The 16,861-nt window shown below is 69.3% G+C and carries 11 protein-coding genes and 2 pseudogenes; 6 read left to right on the plus strand and 7 right to left on the minus strand.

The window, feature by feature from the left end:
* Positions 1–156: 156 nt before the first annotated feature.
* The gene (locus MTP10_RS33025) at positions 157–450 is read left to right on the plus strand and encodes a DUF1330 domain-containing protein (protein WP_310714491.1); all 294 of its coding nucleotides are present in this window, start codon (positions 157–159) and stop codon (positions 448–450) included.
* 648 nt (positions 451–1,098) lie between these two features.
* On the opposite strand, the pseudogene MTP10_RS33030 reads toward MTP10_RS33025, so the two are convergent.
* The 3 genes and pseudogenes from MTP10_RS33030 to MTP10_RS33040 all read right to left on the minus strand — a co-directional run.
* A pseudogene (locus tag MTP10_RS33030) lies at positions 1,099–1,399 on the minus strand (Tn3 family transposase); the annotation flags it as partial.
* A gap of 141 nt (positions 1,400–1,540) precedes the next feature.
* The gene (locus MTP10_RS33035; protein ID WP_310714493.1) at positions 1,541–2,749 is read right to left on the minus strand and encodes a serine hydrolase domain-containing protein; all 1,209 of its coding nucleotides are present in this window, start codon (positions 2,747–2,749) and stop codon (positions 1,541–1,543) included.
* Positions 2,750–2,783: 34 nt separating this feature from the next.
* Positions 2,784–4,304, minus strand: a complete 1,521-nt coding sequence (locus MTP10_RS33040) for a serine hydrolase domain-containing protein (RefSeq protein WP_310714496.1) — start codon at positions 4,302–4,304, stop codon at positions 2,784–2,786.
* 236 nt (positions 4,305–4,540) lie between these two features.
* Between MTP10_RS33040 and MTP10_RS33045 the strand changes: the two genes are divergently transcribed.
* Positions 4,541–5,743: a helix-turn-helix transcriptional regulator gene (locus tag MTP10_RS33045; protein ID WP_310714498.1), complete on the plus strand. Its 1,203-nt coding sequence runs from the start codon at positions 4,541–4,543 to the stop codon at positions 5,741–5,743.
* A gap of 157 nt (positions 5,744–5,900) precedes the next feature.
* Here the strand turns inward: MTP10_RS33045 and MTP10_RS33050 are convergent, their stop codons facing one another.
* A complete protein-coding gene (locus MTP10_RS33050; protein WP_310714499.1) occupies positions 5,901–8,177 on the minus strand; it encodes a hypothetical protein in 2,277 nt (758 codons plus the stop codon).
* Positions 8,178–8,613: 436 nt separating this feature from the next.
* Between MTP10_RS33050 and MTP10_RS33055 the strand changes: the two genes are divergently transcribed.
* Positions 8,614–9,537, plus strand: a complete 924-nt coding sequence (locus tag MTP10_RS33055; RefSeq protein WP_310714500.1) for an endonuclease/exonuclease/phosphatase family protein — start codon at positions 8,614–8,616, stop codon at positions 9,535–9,537.
* Positions 9,538–10,198: 661 nt separating this feature from the next.
* Here MTP10_RS33055 and MTP10_RS33060 read toward each other — a convergent pair.
* Entirely contained in the window at positions 10,199–11,638 is a 1,440-nt protein-coding gene (locus MTP10_RS33060; RefSeq protein WP_310714501.1) for a pentapeptide repeat-containing protein, read from the minus strand.
* A gap of 200 nt (positions 11,639–11,838) precedes the next feature.
* Between MTP10_RS33060 and MTP10_RS33065 the strand changes: the two genes are divergently transcribed.
* The 3 genes from MTP10_RS33065 to MTP10_RS33075 all read left to right on the plus strand — a co-directional run bounded on the left by MTP10_RS33065 (position 11,839) and on the right by MTP10_RS33075 (position 14,229).
* Complete coding sequence (locus MTP10_RS33065) at positions 11,839–12,681, plus strand: hypothetical protein (RefSeq protein ID WP_310714502.1); 843 nt, start codon at positions 11,839–11,841, stop codon at positions 12,679–12,681.
* A gap of 23 nt (positions 12,682–12,704) precedes the next feature.
* Positions 12,705–12,887, plus strand: a complete 183-nt coding sequence (locus tag MTP10_RS33070) for a hypothetical protein (RefSeq protein WP_310714503.1) — start codon at positions 12,705–12,707, stop codon at positions 12,885–12,887.
* Positions 12,888–13,446: 559 nt separating this feature from the next.
* Positions 13,447–14,229 carry a hypothetical protein gene (locus MTP10_RS33075; protein WP_310714506.1) on the plus strand — a complete coding sequence of 261 codons (783 nt, stop codon included), beginning with the start codon at positions 13,447–13,449 and terminating at the stop codon, positions 14,227–14,229.
* 83 nt (positions 14,230–14,312) lie between these two features.
* Here the strand turns inward: MTP10_RS33075 and MTP10_RS33080 are convergent, their stop codons facing one another.
* A complete protein-coding gene (locus MTP10_RS33080; protein ID WP_310714507.1) occupies positions 14,313–14,798 on the minus strand; it encodes a hypothetical protein in 486 nt (161 codons plus the stop codon).
* Between the two features lie 34 nt (positions 14,799–14,832).
* Positions 14,833–16,610 (minus strand): annotated as a pseudogene (locus MTP10_RS33085) (IS481 family transposase).
* Between the last annotated feature and the right edge of the window lie 251 nt (positions 16,611–16,861).

Raw genomic sequence — 16,861 nt, forward strand, 5'->3', positions numbered from 1 at the left:
CTCCGCCATGGCCGAGGCCGGGTCGAACGGCAAGGATCGAGGCATGACCTCGACGGAGACATTTGAGAACCTCGAGCCCCTGGGCCGTCGTCGGGGTCGAGCCATCTGAGCGTCAATTCGAAGTCGGACGTGTCCGGCCGAACACAGGAGGTTTCCATGGCCAAGGGCTACTGGGTCAGTGTCTACCCCGCCATTTCCGACCCTGAGAGGCTGACTGCCTACACCAAGCTGGCGGGTCCGGCTGTCCGGGCTGCGGGCGGGCGCACCCTGTCCCGTGGCGGTCGAGTCGTCGCCCACGAGGCCGGAATCACGCAACGCGTCGTTCTGATCGAGTTCGACAGCTTCGAACAGGCCGTCGCGGCATACGAGAGCGAGGCGTACCAGAAGGCGCTGGTGGTCCTCCCCGACGGCTTCGAGCGCGACTTCCGCATCATCGAAGGCATCGACTGACCGGCGGGCCCAGCCATCGCCGTGCATCCGTCACCTGATACGCCCGCGATGCTGAACGACGACTCTCGCCGTCATCTTGGGTTGTGAAGTGTTTGCGCAGGTCAGCGAATTGGATGACGTTAAGGCAAGTTAGGCAAGTAGTGAAGGCGTGGTCGGTCGGACCTGGCGGGAGTCGTTGTCCAACACCGACGGTGTCGATGTTGGGATCATGGATGGGCTACGCCACCGGCTGAGGCAGGCCGGTACGCTCCGGGACGCGTTCGGTCGGCCGTTGCGGCCAGGCCCGGCTATCGGCGGACGCCGTGCGCGGTTGCCGGTTCGTTGAGAGTCGAAGGTGGGCCGATGTCCTGGCCGGATGTCACGGTGGTTGATGCGTGCGTGCGGCGCGACGGCCGGGGCGGTGGCCCCACGGCCGTCACCGACGACGACCCGGCGGCGACGGACGCGGACCGGCATGCGGTCGCCGCTGCGGCCGGCACCTCGACAGACCGGTCCAGCGAACACACGGCTTCGATGACCAGGGGCGCATCCTGCATCCATCTGGGTTGCAACCGCCCGAAGACGTCCGGGCCATCACCGCAGAGCGGACTGACCCGACCGGCTCGCGACCGTGTGGCGCAGGTTGAAGATCAAGGCGAGGCGCAGCGGATCAGCGACCGCGGATGACAGGGCGACGGCGGCATCCAGGTAGCGGGTGTTCCACAGGACGACGGCGTTGAGGACCAGGCCGAGCACGGCGAGCTGGTCCTCCTGGCCTTCGCGGTACGCCTGGCGGATCTGGCCCCCGGCCGCCGTGGCGAATTGCACGGGCCAGGCGGTGGCGGGACTCCTGCACGGTGAGCTGCCGTTTCATCAGCCGCCGGTAGGTGTCGTCGACTGGGTCGACCACGGCGAGCAGGTGCATGGTCTTGTCGATCCGGCCGTACTCGGCGAACGCGGCCCCCAGCGGGCCGCCCCGCTCTCCGATGCCGACAGCCCCGCCCCGGTACGGCTGCTGCCGTTCCTGACGCACTGCTGAACCTCAGGACGGGGACACGTTCCGGTGAACCGCGGCAGCACAACAGGCAGAACCACGCCCGTCCGGCCGTGCCTATCCGGTGGGTTCACTCTGGTCGGCCGAGCCGGCCGGCGTGTCGCAGAACTCCTGCTTGACGAGGGCGTCCACCAGCGTCAGGAAGTCCTTCGCCGGACCTCTGGTGGCCGAGTCCAGCCAGGTCACCGAGGCGGTCAGGGTCTTGCTGCCGTCGGGCGAGCTGTACATCAGCGCCCCGTAGCCGTGCGGTGGGCTGCCGTTGTGCTGGTAGACGGTGCCGCAGCCGGGGCCCAGGTCCTGCGCCCATATGCCGAGGCCGTAGTCCTGCTTGGGGATCGACGTGGGAATCGCCGTGCGCATCTCGGCCAGCAGCTTGGCAGGCAGGAGCCTGCCGCCGTTCAGTGCGGAGAAGAACGTGGTCAAGTCCTGCGTGGTGGAGATCAGGTCACCGGCGCCGGTCAGCAGGGACATGTTCTGATGGGAGAGGTCGATCACGCTGTTCTTGTACTGGTAGTAGCCGTGGGCGTGTGGCCCGGGCAGTGCCGTCGTCCGGTTGCCCGCCGCGAGGGTGCCCCGCAGGCCGAGCGGCCCGGTGATGCGCTGCTTCAGCTCGGTGGCGTAGGAGCGGCCGGTGACCTTTTCGATGATCAGCAGCGCCACCGTGTAGTTGGTGTTGGAGTAGTTCCACTGCGTCCCGGGCTCGAACCGCGGCTTCTTGGACAGCGCCAGCCGTACCAGCTCCTCGGGCTCGTAGCTCTTGAACCGGTTGGGCACCCACCCGTCGCCGTTGGCGGGGATCCCCGGCTCGTCCATCGTCCCGTCGGGCTTGTACTCGCCGGTGTAGTTGAAGATCCCGCTGGTGTGCCGCAGCAGCATCCGTACGGTGATCCGCTCGTCCAGCCCGTAGCCGGGCAGGTAGTCGGCGGCGGGGCTGTCCAGCTCGATCCTGCCCTCTGCCACCAGTTGCAACACCATGGTCGCGGTGAAGGTCTTGATGACGCTGCCCGTCCAGAAGCTGCCGTTGGTCGGAGGCTTGGCGGCCGCTCCCAGCTTGCGCACCCCGGCGCTGGCGGCCCAGTCGCCCTGCTGATCGCGTACGCGCAGCTGGATCCCGGTGAAACCGGCGTCGACGAAGGCCTGCATCGCCTTGCGCAGCTCCGGGCGATCCTGCCCGGTGGGGGTGGCCATGGCGGGGGTGGCAGTCCCCGCCAGCACCGCCGTTGCGAGCGCCGCGACGGCCGTGCGCCGGCTGATCGTTGTCTTCATGGTTTCCTCGTTTCTGGGGTCTTGGTCGCTGTTGTCAGCTCGTGGTCCGGCCGTCGCGGAACACCGCGTCGATGAGCCGCTGCGTCGCCTGCTGGAACGCCGCCGCCTTGGACAGGTCGGCGTCGTCCACGTAGGTCACCGAGGCCGTCATCGTCTTGCCGCCGTCGGGCGTGCTGTACATCAGCGCCGCGGAGCCCGCCATGCCGCCGTTGTGGTGGTAGATGAAGCCGCCGTTGTCGCCCAGGTCCTGCTCGAAGATCCCCAGGCCGTAGCCGATCTTCGGGTCCGGCTTGCGCATCTCGGCCAGCAGTTCGGCGGGCAGCAGCCGGCCGCCGTTCAGCGCGGCGAAGAACGTGTGCAGGTCCTGGGTGGTCGAGATCATGTCGCCGCCGGCGGAGATCCACGAAGGATTCTGGCGGGTGACATCCACCGTGTGCTCCCGGCCGCCGTCCTCGTACCGGTAGTAGGCGTGGGCGTGCGGCCCGGTGATCTCCGTCGAGGTGCCCGGCGCCTCGGTGCCCGTCATCCCCAGCGGGCCCAGGATCAGCCGCCGCAGCTCCTCGGCGAACGAGCGGCCCGTGACCCGCTCGATCACCAGCCTGGCCAGCACGTAGTTGGTGTTGGAGTAGCTCCAGTCCGTGCCCGGCTCGAACCGCGCCGGCTTGGACAGCGCCAGCCGGACCAGCTCTTCGGGCTGGTAGGTGCGGAACCGGCCGTCCACCCATTCCTTGCCCGACCACGCGATCCCCGGCGCGAACGTCCCGTCCTCGTAGTACTCGCCGGTGAAGTTGAAGATCCCGCTGGTGTGCTGCAGCACCATCCGTACGGTGATCCGCTCGTCCAGCCCGAACTCGGGCAGATAGCCGTCCACCGGGCTGTCCAGCCCGATCCTGCCCTCGGCCACCAACTGCAGCACCAGCGTCGCGATGAACGCCTTGGTGGCGCTGCCGACCCGGAACCGCCCATCCGCCGGCGGCCGCTCCGACGAACCCAGCTCGCGCACCCCGGCGGTGCCGACCCACTCACCGCGCTCGTCGTTCACGCGCAGCTGCATTCCGGTGATACCGGAGTCCACGATCTCCTCGATGATCTTCTGCAGCTCCGGGCGAACCTGCCCGGCTACGGTGTTCGCTGCGCTCACCTCGGGCGTGGCCGAGGCGGCGTCGAGGGCTGCGCTGATCTTGCGGGCCATCTCGGTCATGGTGGGGCTGGGCTCTTTCTGGGTGGACGCTTCGATGGCGACCAGGACGGTGCGGCGGAAGTTGTCGGCCTCTGCCGGGGCCTGCTGCTTGAGCAGGCTCATGGAGGCGGTCAGGGCCGGCAGCACCTGGTCGGCCAGTTCGGCCACGGTCTTGCCGTACTTCACGCCCTTGGGCGCCTTGGCCAGCACGTGCCCGACCAGGCCGGTCGCGGAGGTCAGGGCGATGGAGCCCTCGGTGGCGGCCTTATGGGCCGAACCGGCGGCACCGGCGGCGGACATCAGCGAGACGGCGCCCCAGGCGGCGGTGCGCAGGGTGAGCTGGTCCTGGTCGGTGAGGGCGAGGGTGAGGGACATGGCGGTGCTCCTTCGGGTTGCTTCTGGCTTGTCGGCGACGAGGTCCGTTGGCGACGACAGGAACGTTACGGCTATTGCCAAAGTCTTGGCAAGTATTTGCCAAGCGAAATTGCCAGAGCTGTGGCGTACGAGCATCTGCACTGGCAAGAACTTGTCCAGAGGGAGGCAAATGAGCTAGCCTCGGGCGTGACCCTCCGGACGTCGGACGACGTCAACCGCTACCCGGGAGTTCGGACATGCTCGAACAACCAGTCTTCGGCCGCCGACTCAGGCAGCTGAGGACCGAACGCGGCCTGACGCTCGCCGCCCTCGCGGGCGAGGGCATGTCCACCGGATACCTGTCCCGGCTGGAATCAGGGGCGCGTCAGCCCACCGAGCGGGCCATCACGCACCTGGCCACACAGCTCGGCATCAGCCCCGCCGAGCTCACCCAGTCCACCGCCACCTCCCTGGCCCAGAGCCTGACCCTGGCCACCGGCCTGAGCCAGGACGAAGGCGGCCAGACCCTCAGCGACGCCCTGAAAACCTCCGGCGGAGAGGACCCCCTGCTGCGCTGGCAGGCCCTCTGGCAAGTCGCCGAATGGCGTCAGTGGCGTCAGGAGTACGCCGAACAGCGGACATGCCTCGACGAGCTGGCCACGCTCAGCGCGCAGATCGGGCTACCCGAGTTGCAGTCCAGAGTGCTGGCCGCATTGTCGCGCTGCATGCGCAGCACCGGAGAGATCGTCGGCGCCGTCGATGCCGCAACACACGCCTACGAGCTGGCCGAACGCGAAGCCCTGCCCGCCCGCGTGCGCGCCTCCACACTGCTGGCCCTGGTGTCGGCGCTGGCCGAGGCCGGGCGACTGCCCGACGCCGCCCGGCACGCCGACGAACTGCTCACGCTGGCGGACCAGGTCTCGGGAGCGCTGCGCGCCCAAGCCGTGTGGACCGTGGCCAACATCCGGGTCCGCCAAGGCGACCTCGACACCGGCGCGAAGCTGATGAACCAGGCCATCGACGGCTTCGACGGCCGTGACGACCTGACGCTCTGGATGCGCCTGCGCCTCGGCGCGGCCCGGCTCGACCTCAGGGCCGATCCGCCCAGAACGGAGTCCGCCCGGCGGCGTGTCACAGAAGTCCAGGCCGCGTTGCCGTTCGCGGGCGCACCCACCATCGAGCAGCAACTGTTGGCCGTGCGTGCCCGGATCGCCGTCCTCACCGGCGACCTCGACGAGGCCCGCACGGTCCTGGACCGGCTGACCGGCTTCGACGACCTGCTCACCTACCAGGAGCGGATGCGGCTCGACGTCCTGCGCAACCGCGTCCTGCTCCTGGAGGGCGAGCAGGACACGGCGCTCGCCGGGCTGCGCAAGTTCGCCGAGCAGGCCCAGCAGAGCGGCAACATGGACCTGGCCGCGGACATCTGGCGACTCGTCGCCGAATCCCTGACCAAGTAGGGGTGCTGGTCCCGGGGCATCACGCAGAGCTACTTTGGGGCTGGTTGCGCGGATCTGAGTGGAGGGCCAAGACGGCAGACGACTGGACCTTGCACGGCCACTAGGAACGCATGACGAGATCGTCGATCCACCACTCGGCGGGACACCACCTCAGCACTCAACGTCGCTTGGGTGGTCTGCGGTAGGTGACGACTTTGTCGCCCGGTCCCGGGTACGCCATGATCAGTAGCCGCTGGGTGCCGTACTCCTCACCCTTCCAGGGAAACCAGGCGAAGTGCACGCGGATGCGGTAGTGCCCCTTGCGGCCGTTGAGCGACAGGTCGGGCAGTTCGGTGCCGCTCAGGCCGTCCATGAAACTCATCTCGCCGCTCTGGTTGGCGTAGCCGACCTCGACGACGTCGTCCCAGCCCTTGGTCTCGATCGGTGGGCGGCGCGTGTAGGTCTCCAGCGTGACACAGACGTGGAAGTCGGAATGCGTGTCCACCGTCACGCGGCCGGGTCCGGCGGTGACCGGGCCGGCGGTCGTGCTCTTGCCCACGCCGGCGAACTCGTCGTACAGCTCCAGCCCTGCCTCGGGCCACTCCGGCTCCTTGAGGCGGATCGCCTTGGCGGGCTTGATGAGGGGATGGTGACGCCGGGTGGCGTCGCATTTGCTTTGCTCCTCGGCCATGAACTCGTCGAATTCGCGATCCTGGGCGGCCGCTTCCGCTGTGACCTTTGCCTTCGCGGCCGGGCAGATCCCGGCGAGCACCCCGCTCAGGTTGCCGACGCTCACCCCTTCCACCTCCCGCAGGCGGGTCAGCTCGCGTGGGTCGTTGCGGGTGTAGACGGCGCACAGGCGACGGCCGTGGGCGAGCAGCACCTGGTCGGGCGTGGTGGCGGCGAATGTGAGCGCATTCTGCTGGCGTACGGCGCAGATGAAGGCGCGCGAGCCAGTCGGCGGCGGGGGTTCCACGGGCTTGCCGTCCATCTCCCAGGGCTCGGGAGGCGAGCAGTCCTCGGCCGTGGTGATCGGACCGCGTGACTGGTCGGCGGCCGGCAGGAAGCACAGGGCCACGGAGGTGGCCAGCGCCGTCACGAGCACGTGGTGGCGCAGGCGGGCGGCCGGTGGGGCGCCGTACAGGACGAGCAGGATGAGGGCGGAGGCGGCGAGCGCGGCGCTGTACCACAGCGGGGAGAGCCCGAAGAGGAGGTCGCCCTTCTCGGTCCGGCCGAACAGCCCATCCGGGTACAGAGCCAGCCGCTGTTCGGCCATCTCGGGGATGAGTCGCCAGTCCGCCTCGGACTTCGTGGTGAGCGCGGTGACGACGCCTGCCGCCGCGGCGAGAGTCAAGATCAGCATCGTGACACGCAGCAGCCGCCTGGTCCTGCGGACGATCGCGATCAGAATCAGTACGGCCGGGGCGCCGACTCCGACGAGCATGTCCACGGCGACCCAGAGCACCGTCGCCGGGTAGCCGACGTACCCGTGAAAGAGATCGTCGACCGCGCCCCTCGGGCCGATCCACACAGGCATGCCGTCCGCGAGGTTGACGGCCGCGGGGATCAGTGGGGGCACCACGGCCACGGCGGCGAGGGGCCATGCCCGCGCAGGTGCGACCCGGACCGGAGGCGCCGGAGACGGCACCGGGGTCGGGCCGCCCAGGTCGTGGGCGGAGCGGGCCTGCCACACCGTCCCGAAGACGCTCAGGATGCTCAGGACCATGAGCAGCACCAGCTTGTAGTCAACGTCCCAAGCGCCGGACCCGACGATCGAATTGCCTCCCGGCGACAGCAGCGACACCGCCGCCGCGGCCCCGCCCATCCGCACGGTGCCTGGCCTCCAGCGTGCGTCCCTGGCCTGGCCGGCCAGGACCGGCACCAGCCACAGCAGGTAGACGGCGTTGCCGAGCTGGTACGGAGAGATGGACTGCACGACGGAGTACTGGCCGAGGCCGTAGGCGACGGTGGAGGTCATGCCTATGGCGGCGCTCGCCAGCCCGGCCACGAGCCCGAGCAGCCGCAGCCATCGAGGCAGGGCCCCGGCGAGGACCACGAAGAACAGCCCGACGACGGCGAAGTTGAGCACATCGGAGGGCAGGCCCGACCACCACTGGTACGGGATCGGAAGCCGGTACTGCAGCGTGCAGGCGACGCTGAGGTACAGGGCCGCCCGTAACAGCCGGACCGGCCTGTCGTTGACCGCCGCCGTGCCGGCCGGCCGCCCGCGCAGCACCTGCCAGTAGGCCCAGCCCTGCAGGACTCCTCCCGCGACCACGAGGAGCTCCACCCACCAGGTGTAGGGCACGAAGTCCGGGTCCCACCCGCCGGTGACGATCTCACGCAGTAGCGCGGAGTCGCCGGTGGCCAGGGCGAGGACGCCGGACACGACGACCGCGGCCACATAGATGGCGGCGAACAGCGCGGCGATTCTGCCGAAACGATAGCGGCGCACGAACGATCCTCGGGCACGAGCGGACAGGATCCGAACAAAGGCGCCCAACCCTAGCGAGCCGTCACCGAAACGATCAAGTGCCGTAGTGAATCCACGGTATCTGTGACCGTCGATTCAATGCCTAAGCGCCTCGTGGCGCACAACGAGATACGCGCGATCGAGTTCGAGGCCGTTTCGGCTGCCGCAAGGTCTCCGAGCCGCCACAATGACAGTCCCGGTCCGAGCAATGCCCACAGGAACGCCGGTCGAAAAGGCTCATTCCAGGTGCAGCATGACGATGAAGTCAGCTGGTAGGGCCAACTCACCGATGGCTACGGCAAACTGCTAATCCCAGTGCCTCGCGTCAATGGTCAACACCGGACGGCGCAGGAGCGCTTCGCACCCTCTTGTGAACGCCCATCGGGCTTCGCGGCGATACAGAGACGTGCGTACATGGATGAGCTGGATCGCCGTTGTCCCGTTCGCCGGGTGGGCGCTGGTGCGGCTGAGCGGGTTCGAGCCGGACTGGCCGTGGGTGCCGGTGGTGGCGTACACGCCGTACGCGGCGGCCGGGGCGGTGGTCGCCGTGGCGCTGGCGTGGCTGCTGAGACGGCGGGCGGCGGGGGTGGTGGGGATCGCGGCCGTGATGGCCTTGGGCATCGCCGTCGTGCCCCGGGCCTTCGCCGACGGAAACCCAGCGGCGGACGGGCCGGTGTTGCGGGTGCTGGCGGCCAATCTGATGGTGGGCCAGGCGGACACGGACCAGTTGATGGCCCTGGTCGGCCAGGTGCGGCCGGACGTGCTGACGCTGCAGGAACTCACCCCGGACGCCATGCGGCGGCTGGAGGAGGCGGGCGTGCGCGAGAGGTTGCCGCACGCCGTCACGCGGCCGTTGCCAGGGGTCGGCGGGTCCGCCGTGTACGCGAGGCATCCGCTGACAGCCGGAGAGACGATCAAGGTGGGAGCGTTCGGGCAGGCCAGGGTGTGGCTCGCGCATCCCGGCGGGGACCGTGTGGAGATCGTCTCCGTGCACCCGTGCGCGCCCAAACGCGTCGGCCGGCAACCGTGCTGGCAGGGTGGCCTCCAAGCGCTGCCGCGCGGCGGCGGCCAGCTGCGGCTGCTGGCGGGCGACTTCAACGCCACGCTCGACCACCTGCCGATGCGTGAGCTACTGGCGTCCGGGTATCGGGACGCGGCCGACGTCATGGGACGCGGATTCACGGCGACCTGGCCGCAGGCGATGGGTCGTACGTGGCGACTGCCCGGCGTGACGATCGACCACGTGCTCGCGGACTCGCGGATGGCGGTGCGAGACTTCCGCGTGCTGGAGTTGCGGCACACCGATCACCGGCCGGTCTTCGCCGAGGTCAGGCTCCCGTGACGGCCGCCGCCAGGACAGGAGGAATCCTGATGGCTCGGGCACGCGTCCGGCCAAGCCGTCGTCGGGCAGGAACCGCGGGATTGAGGGGCGTGCTGCGGCGGTTGCGCACAAGACCTCGCTCGGCGTCGGGCTGAGTGATCGGTCGGGGCGTGCGCTGCGACGGAACTGAAGAACCGATCCGAGCACCTTTGTCACCGTTGCAGCGCACCACTCGGCACGTGGCACCCGCCCGCGGGGCAGGTCCTGCTGCGCGACGCCCGGATCGCGCTCGACCGCGGTCGCCGCGTCCGCGGTGTGCGCGTCGGCGGCCTGCTCGGCATCGCGGCTGATGGACTCACACCTCCGCGACCTCGGCCCTTCGCCGCCGCAACCGCTCTGGTGGCGTGGTGCGAGGATGGCATAGCCCTCGACGTTCCTCGGCAGCCCTACGCCCACCTTCACCGAATGCTGGCCACTCCCCCGGCGACACGCACCGGAGGAGAGCCGTACTGGCTGAGGGGTTGAGCCAGGTTCTCTCGGAGCCGCCGCCACATGCCGCCCCGGTGTGAGAGGCCCTCCGCTCAGGTCCGTGTCACCAGCCGCAAGGTAGCTGTGAGTGACAGACCAAGTGCGGCGGAAACAGGCAAGGGCCTCCGATCTACCCGCCGGTAGGGTGCCGGAACTAAGCCTCCCGCAAGTTGCCGTCCGGCCCCTCCGGGCCGCCGCCCGCCCGGCCGGCGTCGTCGGGGCCGCGCTGCCCGCCGACGCCGGGCCACCCCGCGGGAAGCACCAGCCCGGGCGGCGCCGGCTGCGGCAGTCCCACCGGCGGTACTGCCCATCCGGCCACCGCTGACAAATCCAGCCACCCGCCGGAGAACTCCGCGCCGGTGAAGGAGATCTCGCTGCCGGAGAACTTCGCGCCGGTGAAGGAGACGCGGCCGCCGTCGAACTCCACGCCGAAGAAAGAGGCCTCACCGCCGGAGAACTTCATGCCGAAGAAGGAGATCTCGCCGCTGGAGCATGTCGCGTCGTTGAAGGAGACCTGGCCGCTGGACAACGCCGCGCGCTCGAAGGCGAGCTGGCCGCCGGAGAACTCCGTGCCCAGGAAGGAGACCTGGCCGCCGGCGAACCTCGCGTCGGTGAAGGAGATCCGGCCGCCGGTGAACCTCGTGCCGTAGAAGGAGACCGGGCCGCCGGTGAACCTCGTGCCGTAGAAGAAGATCTCGCCGCCGGAGAGCTCCATGCTTTCGAAGGAGACCTGGCCGCTGGACAACGTCGCGAGCTCGAAGGAGATCTCGCCGCCGGCGAACTCCGCGCCGTAGAAGGAGACCTGACCGCCGGTGAACCTCGCGCCGTAGAAGGAGACGCGGCTGCTGGCGAACTCCGCGCCGTCGAAGGAGACCCGGCCGCTAGCGAACTCCGCGCCGTAGAAGGAGACCTGACCGCCGGCGAACCTCGCGCCGGTGAAGTCACCGCCGTCGAAGACGACACCGGTGAAGTCGAGATCGTAACCCTGCCAAGAGACGCCGGCACCCTCGCGGAGGTGGGCGGTGATAATGCGGATGATGGTGTGGCGGACCTCGCGCAGTCCGGCGAAGGCCAGCCGCTCGGCCTCTGGGGCGTCGGCGGCCGGCTGCGGCGCGTACGGCATGCGCAGGTAGGCGCACAGCACGTCGATGCAGGTCTGCCGCAGCTCCCGGGTGGGGGCGTCGTCGGCCAAGCCGGCCAGCGCGTGCACGCCGGCCAGCCGCACCGCGGGTGAGTCGTGGCCGAGCTGGCCAGCCGCAGTGGCGAAGCGGTCGTTGTGCAGCTTGGTGGCCTCGCGCGCCTCACCCCGGTGCGCCCGCTCCTCACCCTGCCGGGCCAGGATGTGCGCGTCCTCGGCGAGCTTCTGCGCCGCCTCGGCGACCTTCTGCCGCCGGTAGGCCACCACCAGCGCCACCAGCCCGCCCATCCCGGCCACCACCGCAAAAGCGATCTTCAGCAGGTCGAACAGGGTGGCCGCGCTGACCTGCGCCTCGGGCTTCAGCCCTTCCGCGCCCAGCAGCACCAGCCCGCCGACGATCACCGTCGTCAGCAGCACCGCCGCGGCCCCGCCGACCAGGGCGAGCGCGGGGCCCACCGGCATCAACCTCAGGCCTGGGAGATCCTCCCCCGTCTCTCGCCGCGGTGCCGGCTTCCCGCTCCCGTCCGCCTTCTCCATCTCGCCCACATAGGCCCATACGGGCAGGTAGGCAGGGCTTTACGTCCGCTGTCCCCGACCTACACGAAACACCGTTCTCCCAAGTAAATCCCGATCTTGGTTTTCTGCCCTCGCCAGCCATGTACTTGGCATGGACACTCCTTGTCGAGGAGGTCCTTCAGGTGCCACTCACTGCCCACCATGTCGAGGCCGGGCGGCTCGACGCCACGCATGAGGATCTGGGCTGCGGGCTGGCCTGGGACACCATCCATCGGGTTCGGCCCCGTCCCATGCTGGCCTGCACGTGGTGTGGGGGGCGTGTGCACGCCAAGGTCAGCCCGCAGGGGCTGCGCTTCTTCGCGCATGACATAGCTGACCTCTCCTGCCCCTGGCGAGGTGAATCACAGGCGCACCTTTACCTCAAGACCCTGTTCGCCCGCTTGTCCAGAGAGGCCGGCTGGCACGCCGATGTGGAGGTTCCCGGCCAGGGCTGGCGCGCTGACACCCTGGCCACCCACCCGAGCACCGGACGCAAGGTCGCTTGGGAGGTTCAGCTCTCCCCGGCCAACCTCGCCAGCTTGCAACGCCGTACCGAAACCCTGGCCCGCGACCGGGTGGCGGTGTGCTGGATCTGCGACCGACTCAGGCACTGGCTGGGACTGTTCCCCTCGATTCAGATCGGGGCTGTCGGCCCCTCGCCCTTCGAGTCTGTCGGGCCCCACTCCCCCGGCGTCGTCCCCGCCGTCCTCGACGGGCACCGCCGCTACGACCCGGCCACCGGCACCTGGGAGAACCCCGGGCCGTTGAAGCTGAACGTCTTCGTCACCGCCGTGCTCACCGGAAACCTCGTCAATATCGCGGTCCCGCGGCGCAGCAACCTGTACTTTCCTAGCGTCTACGGCCCCAGCCGCCGGCCGGGTACCCGCGTGTGGACCACTCCCGCCTACGCCGCACAGTTCCACCAGCACCGTGCAACCCGCTGAACCTCTCCAGCGGAGCCCGCCTCATGACCTACACCATTGGCCAGATCACCGAGATGGCCGCCCACATCCGCAGCTGCGAGATCTGCTGCCTGGACGGCGATCCGGACATCATCGCCGACACCTACGCCGAGAACCTTCCACCCGAGGGACCGGATGGCTACATCGAGAGCGCACACCGATGGGCGGCCAAATGGGGCACTCCCTGACCGACCACAGCAAGCTCGATCGAACACAGTAAAGATCAACTGGTCGGCGGCCACGGGCCGCGCCGTCCAGCCGCCACAACCGTGATCGTCGCGGAGCAAGTTAGTACGAAACTCGGAGAAGACGTTCCGTCCGGGACGCAAGCCCGCTGTTACGAATCAATGGATCCCGCCGGCGAGAGCACCCTCAGAACCCGCGTACAGCAGCGCCTGCAGAGCCGTACCTGTGACTGGTGCGGCAGCCTCATCCCCTACTCCGGGCGCGGCCGGCCGCCGACCTACTGCAGCTTCCTGGGCCGCTAACCAACACGCAACCGGACCCCACGACCGGCGCAGCAAGATAGGCGCTAAGTGTCCCCTGATGCCCGACCACGGCCCGCAAGTGGACAGCAGACCGGCGTTGACGGGCGACTCCGAGATGCTCATCGCGGACCGGTCAACACCTGGATTCCGTCTCTCCCAAGAGACGAAAACATGCCTGATCGTCGCCTATCCGCCCGCAACGCCATCTTCGTATTGTCCAGGCAACGCTGCCAACTCTCACTCCTGGCGAGGCGCATGCATGGGACTCAGGGCGTGGATCGAGAAGCGGTTCGAACGCTGGTTTCGAGCCTGGTTCGAGGACTGGATTCAGGGGCGTTTCGACGCCTGCTTCGCCGAGCGGTTCGACACGCGTTTCGACGCCCGGTACGACGCGGCCTTCGAATCCCGCTTCGATACGGCGTTCAACCGTCGCTTTGACCCGCGCTTCGAGTCCCGCTTCGACACGCGGCTCAAGGCCTGGGTCGACACGCAGCTGCGGGAGACGTTCGACGAGCGGATCGACCACTGGTTCGACCTCCGCTTTGCCGTCTTCGCCGACACATGGGCCGGCGGCCCGAGCCTGCAGCAGCGGCTCGACAAGCACTTCGACACCAGGTTCGACGACCAACTCGACAGCCAGGTCAAGGCCAGGATCGCCAACTGCATCGAGGACCGGATCGACCGCCGCATCGAGCAATGGCTCATAGCCACCCGCAAGGACTTGCTCGAAGCCGATGCCGCAGCAAGCCCGTCCCCACCGAGTGACGAACCCATCCCGCCTTCGGCTCCTGGCCCCGCCCCTGCCGAGCCTGCCGCTGCCGAGCCCACTGCCACGGCGGCCCAGCTCGCGGCTTACCTCGCCAAAGGCCCCATCAAAGCCACCCAGATCCGGAAGATCCTCAAAGGCATGGAGCGAGCCGACGGGCGTGCGTACAGCTACCCGCTGAGCGAAGCAGCTTCCGCCCTGCTCACCCGCAGAGGCAAGCAGACCAAGGACACCCGGCGCGGCCCTTCCAAGCCCCGCCAGACGCCGAGCGAGTGATGTCAGGGCTCAGGACCCGTGCGACAGATCCGGCTCGGGAGGTGGGTGACACTCCGGCTAGATGATCTGTTGCTCTCCGATGCCTATTGAATCGGAAACCTGTGGTCTGGGCCCTGCCCTTCGGGCGGGAGTTCTTCGATCTGCAGGTCGGAGAAGACCAGGGTCAGATCGTGGGCGTTGGCCTGGATTCGGACCTCGTGGAAGTCGATGCCGAGGGCTGCGGCCCAGGTGCGGGCGGTCGGTGAGTCGGTGATGAGCCTGGCCCCGGGGTAGAGCTCCTGCCAGTTGACGCCCCAGACGTATCCGTCGAGGTCGACGCCGGTTTCGTAGCTGATGAGCCGGTCATCGAGAGAGGTGCGCCAGGTGCCGGCCGGCAGGATGGTGGTGCAGGTGGCCTGCACGCAGTGGCGGAACAGGTAGCGCAGCGTCGCCGGTGTGATCCCGCTCCTGGGGTCGGCGGTCGCGTGGATCACGAGCTGATAGTCGCGCATGTAGTTCGTGAAGCCGTGGTGGAGCAGGGCCTGGTCGAAGACGTCGTCCAGGGCCTGCTGCAGCTTCACCGGATCCATGCACGCAGTTCTACCCGACAGCGCGATCTTCCGGTCAGTGCTGGAGCTTGCGGACCTTGAACCGGGCGATCGGCTTGGTGGTGGTGCGGGCGACCTCGGCGATGGTCTGGCCGGCGCGGGTGATGCGGAAGGTGCCGTCGGCGGCTTCGACGGTCACGGTCGCTCCGGCGTGGCCGATGCCGACGCCGATGCGCTGCCCGGCGATGGCGATCCAGCCGCGGCTGCTGACCCGCCGCTGCACCCGGACCGGTTCGGTGGCCGGCCGGGGTGCGGGCCCGGCGGGGCGTGCGTCGCGCAGCCGAGCCGTCTCGTCGTCGGTGAGCGGGTTGGGCAGGGTGCGCAGCAGGGTGGATCCGTCGCTCAGGTGCAGCACGGCGCCGTCGATGCGGACGGTCAGCCGGCGTCCGGCGAACGGGGAGCCGACCGGGCATGACCGGCCGCCGAGGGAGACCACGCCGGAGGCGTTGACGGTCCGCTCCACCTCGACCGCCCCGCCGGCGCTGGGCCGGGCCGGTGCGGCGGGTTGGAGGCGGGTGCCGCCCTCGGCGATCAGCTGCCGCAGGTGCCGGACGGTGAGCCGGGAGGGCACCTTCTTGATCCTGACCCCGGCGATCAGCAGCTCGACGGTGCCGGCGTCGGCTCGCAGTGTGAGCGTCAGACCGGCGCGGTGGGTGCCGAGCCAGAACTGCTGCCCGCAGACGGTCAGGTTGCCCGAAGCGGGGACGACGCGGGTGAACTCGACCGCCAGATCCACCGGATCGAGCTCGTTCACCGAAATCACCGGCGCGGCTGTCTCGACCGGCACCGGTTCCACCGCCGGCTCCGCGACGGTCCCAAGGTCCGCCTCGGGGGCGGGGAGTGCTCCGGTGGCGCGCAGGTCCGCCGGTAGGCGCAGTGGCAGCCGCTCGTCGGTGCGGGGGCGGAACCGGTCGGCGGGGCGGGCCATGTTCAGCGCTTGGTGGGGGCGGTGGGTGTTGTAGTCGGCGACGAAGGCGTCCAGGACCTGTTGGGCGTGTTCGATGCTGTCGAACGGTTCGTGGTCGTCGAGCAGTTCGCGGCGCAGGCTTTGGTGGAAGCGTTCGATCTTGCCGGTGGTGGTGGGTGAGTGCGGGCGGGTGAGCCGGTGGGTGATGCCGTTCTCGCGGCAGATCCGGTCGAACAGTACTTCTCCGCCGCGGCCGAAGCGGGCGGTGAACTGTTTGCCGCTGTCGGTCAGCAGTTCCTCGGGGATGCCGTGGCGGCCCAGTGCGCCGGCCAGGGCCAGGCACACGGCCCGGCCGGTGGGGCGGGTCACCACGGTGGCGGTGAGCAGTAGCGGGAGTGGTCGTCGACGCCGGTGACGATTTTGCATTCGGTGCCGTCGGCCAGCATGATCCCGCCGACGATGTCCATCTGCCACAGCTGCATCGGCTCGCTTCGCTGCCAGCGTTTGTAGTCCTCGCGCCGCCGGCGCCGGGGGACGGGCTGCACCAGGTGGTGGCGGATGAGGACCCGGTGCACCGTGGCCCGGGACGGCACCGGCCCGGGGCAGGGGCGGCGGGTCAGTTCCCACACCAGGCGGCGGGCGCCCCAGCGGGGGTGGTTGCGCCGCAGCTCGCAGATCAGCGCCTCCACCGCGGCCGGGATCCGGGTCGGGGAGGGGTGCGGGCGCGAGGAGCGGTCCGACAAACCGTCCAGGCCCTGATCACGGTAGCGGCCCAGCCACCTATGCACCGTCTGCCGGGAGACTCCGAACCGTCGGGCGACCTCGGTCACGCTCGCCCCGGATGACACCTGCAGCACGGCTTGGTACCGCTGCTCGACCACGCTCAACTCCGCCAGCACTCGGCGAAGTGTCACACAGGTCCTGAGCACGATCTGTCACGCAGATCATGAGACCTGACACGCCGAGCGAGTGATCGAAAGCAACTTTTCTCTACGATCATCAAGCCGCACCCCGCGCCGAGCGCGCGGGGTGCGGGCCCGGTGGATCGACGGCCCGGGCGTGCGGCCCTGGAGCGCCGGTCCCGGCCGCCGCCCACGGGACCCGCAAACCCGAACCTCGCCATCGATCCCCTTGGCCC

The sequence above is a fragment of the Nonomuraea sp. 3-1Str genome (assembly GCF_031570565.1).
Lineage (GTDB): Bacteria > Actinomycetota > Actinomycetes > Streptosporangiales > Streptosporangiaceae > Nonomuraea.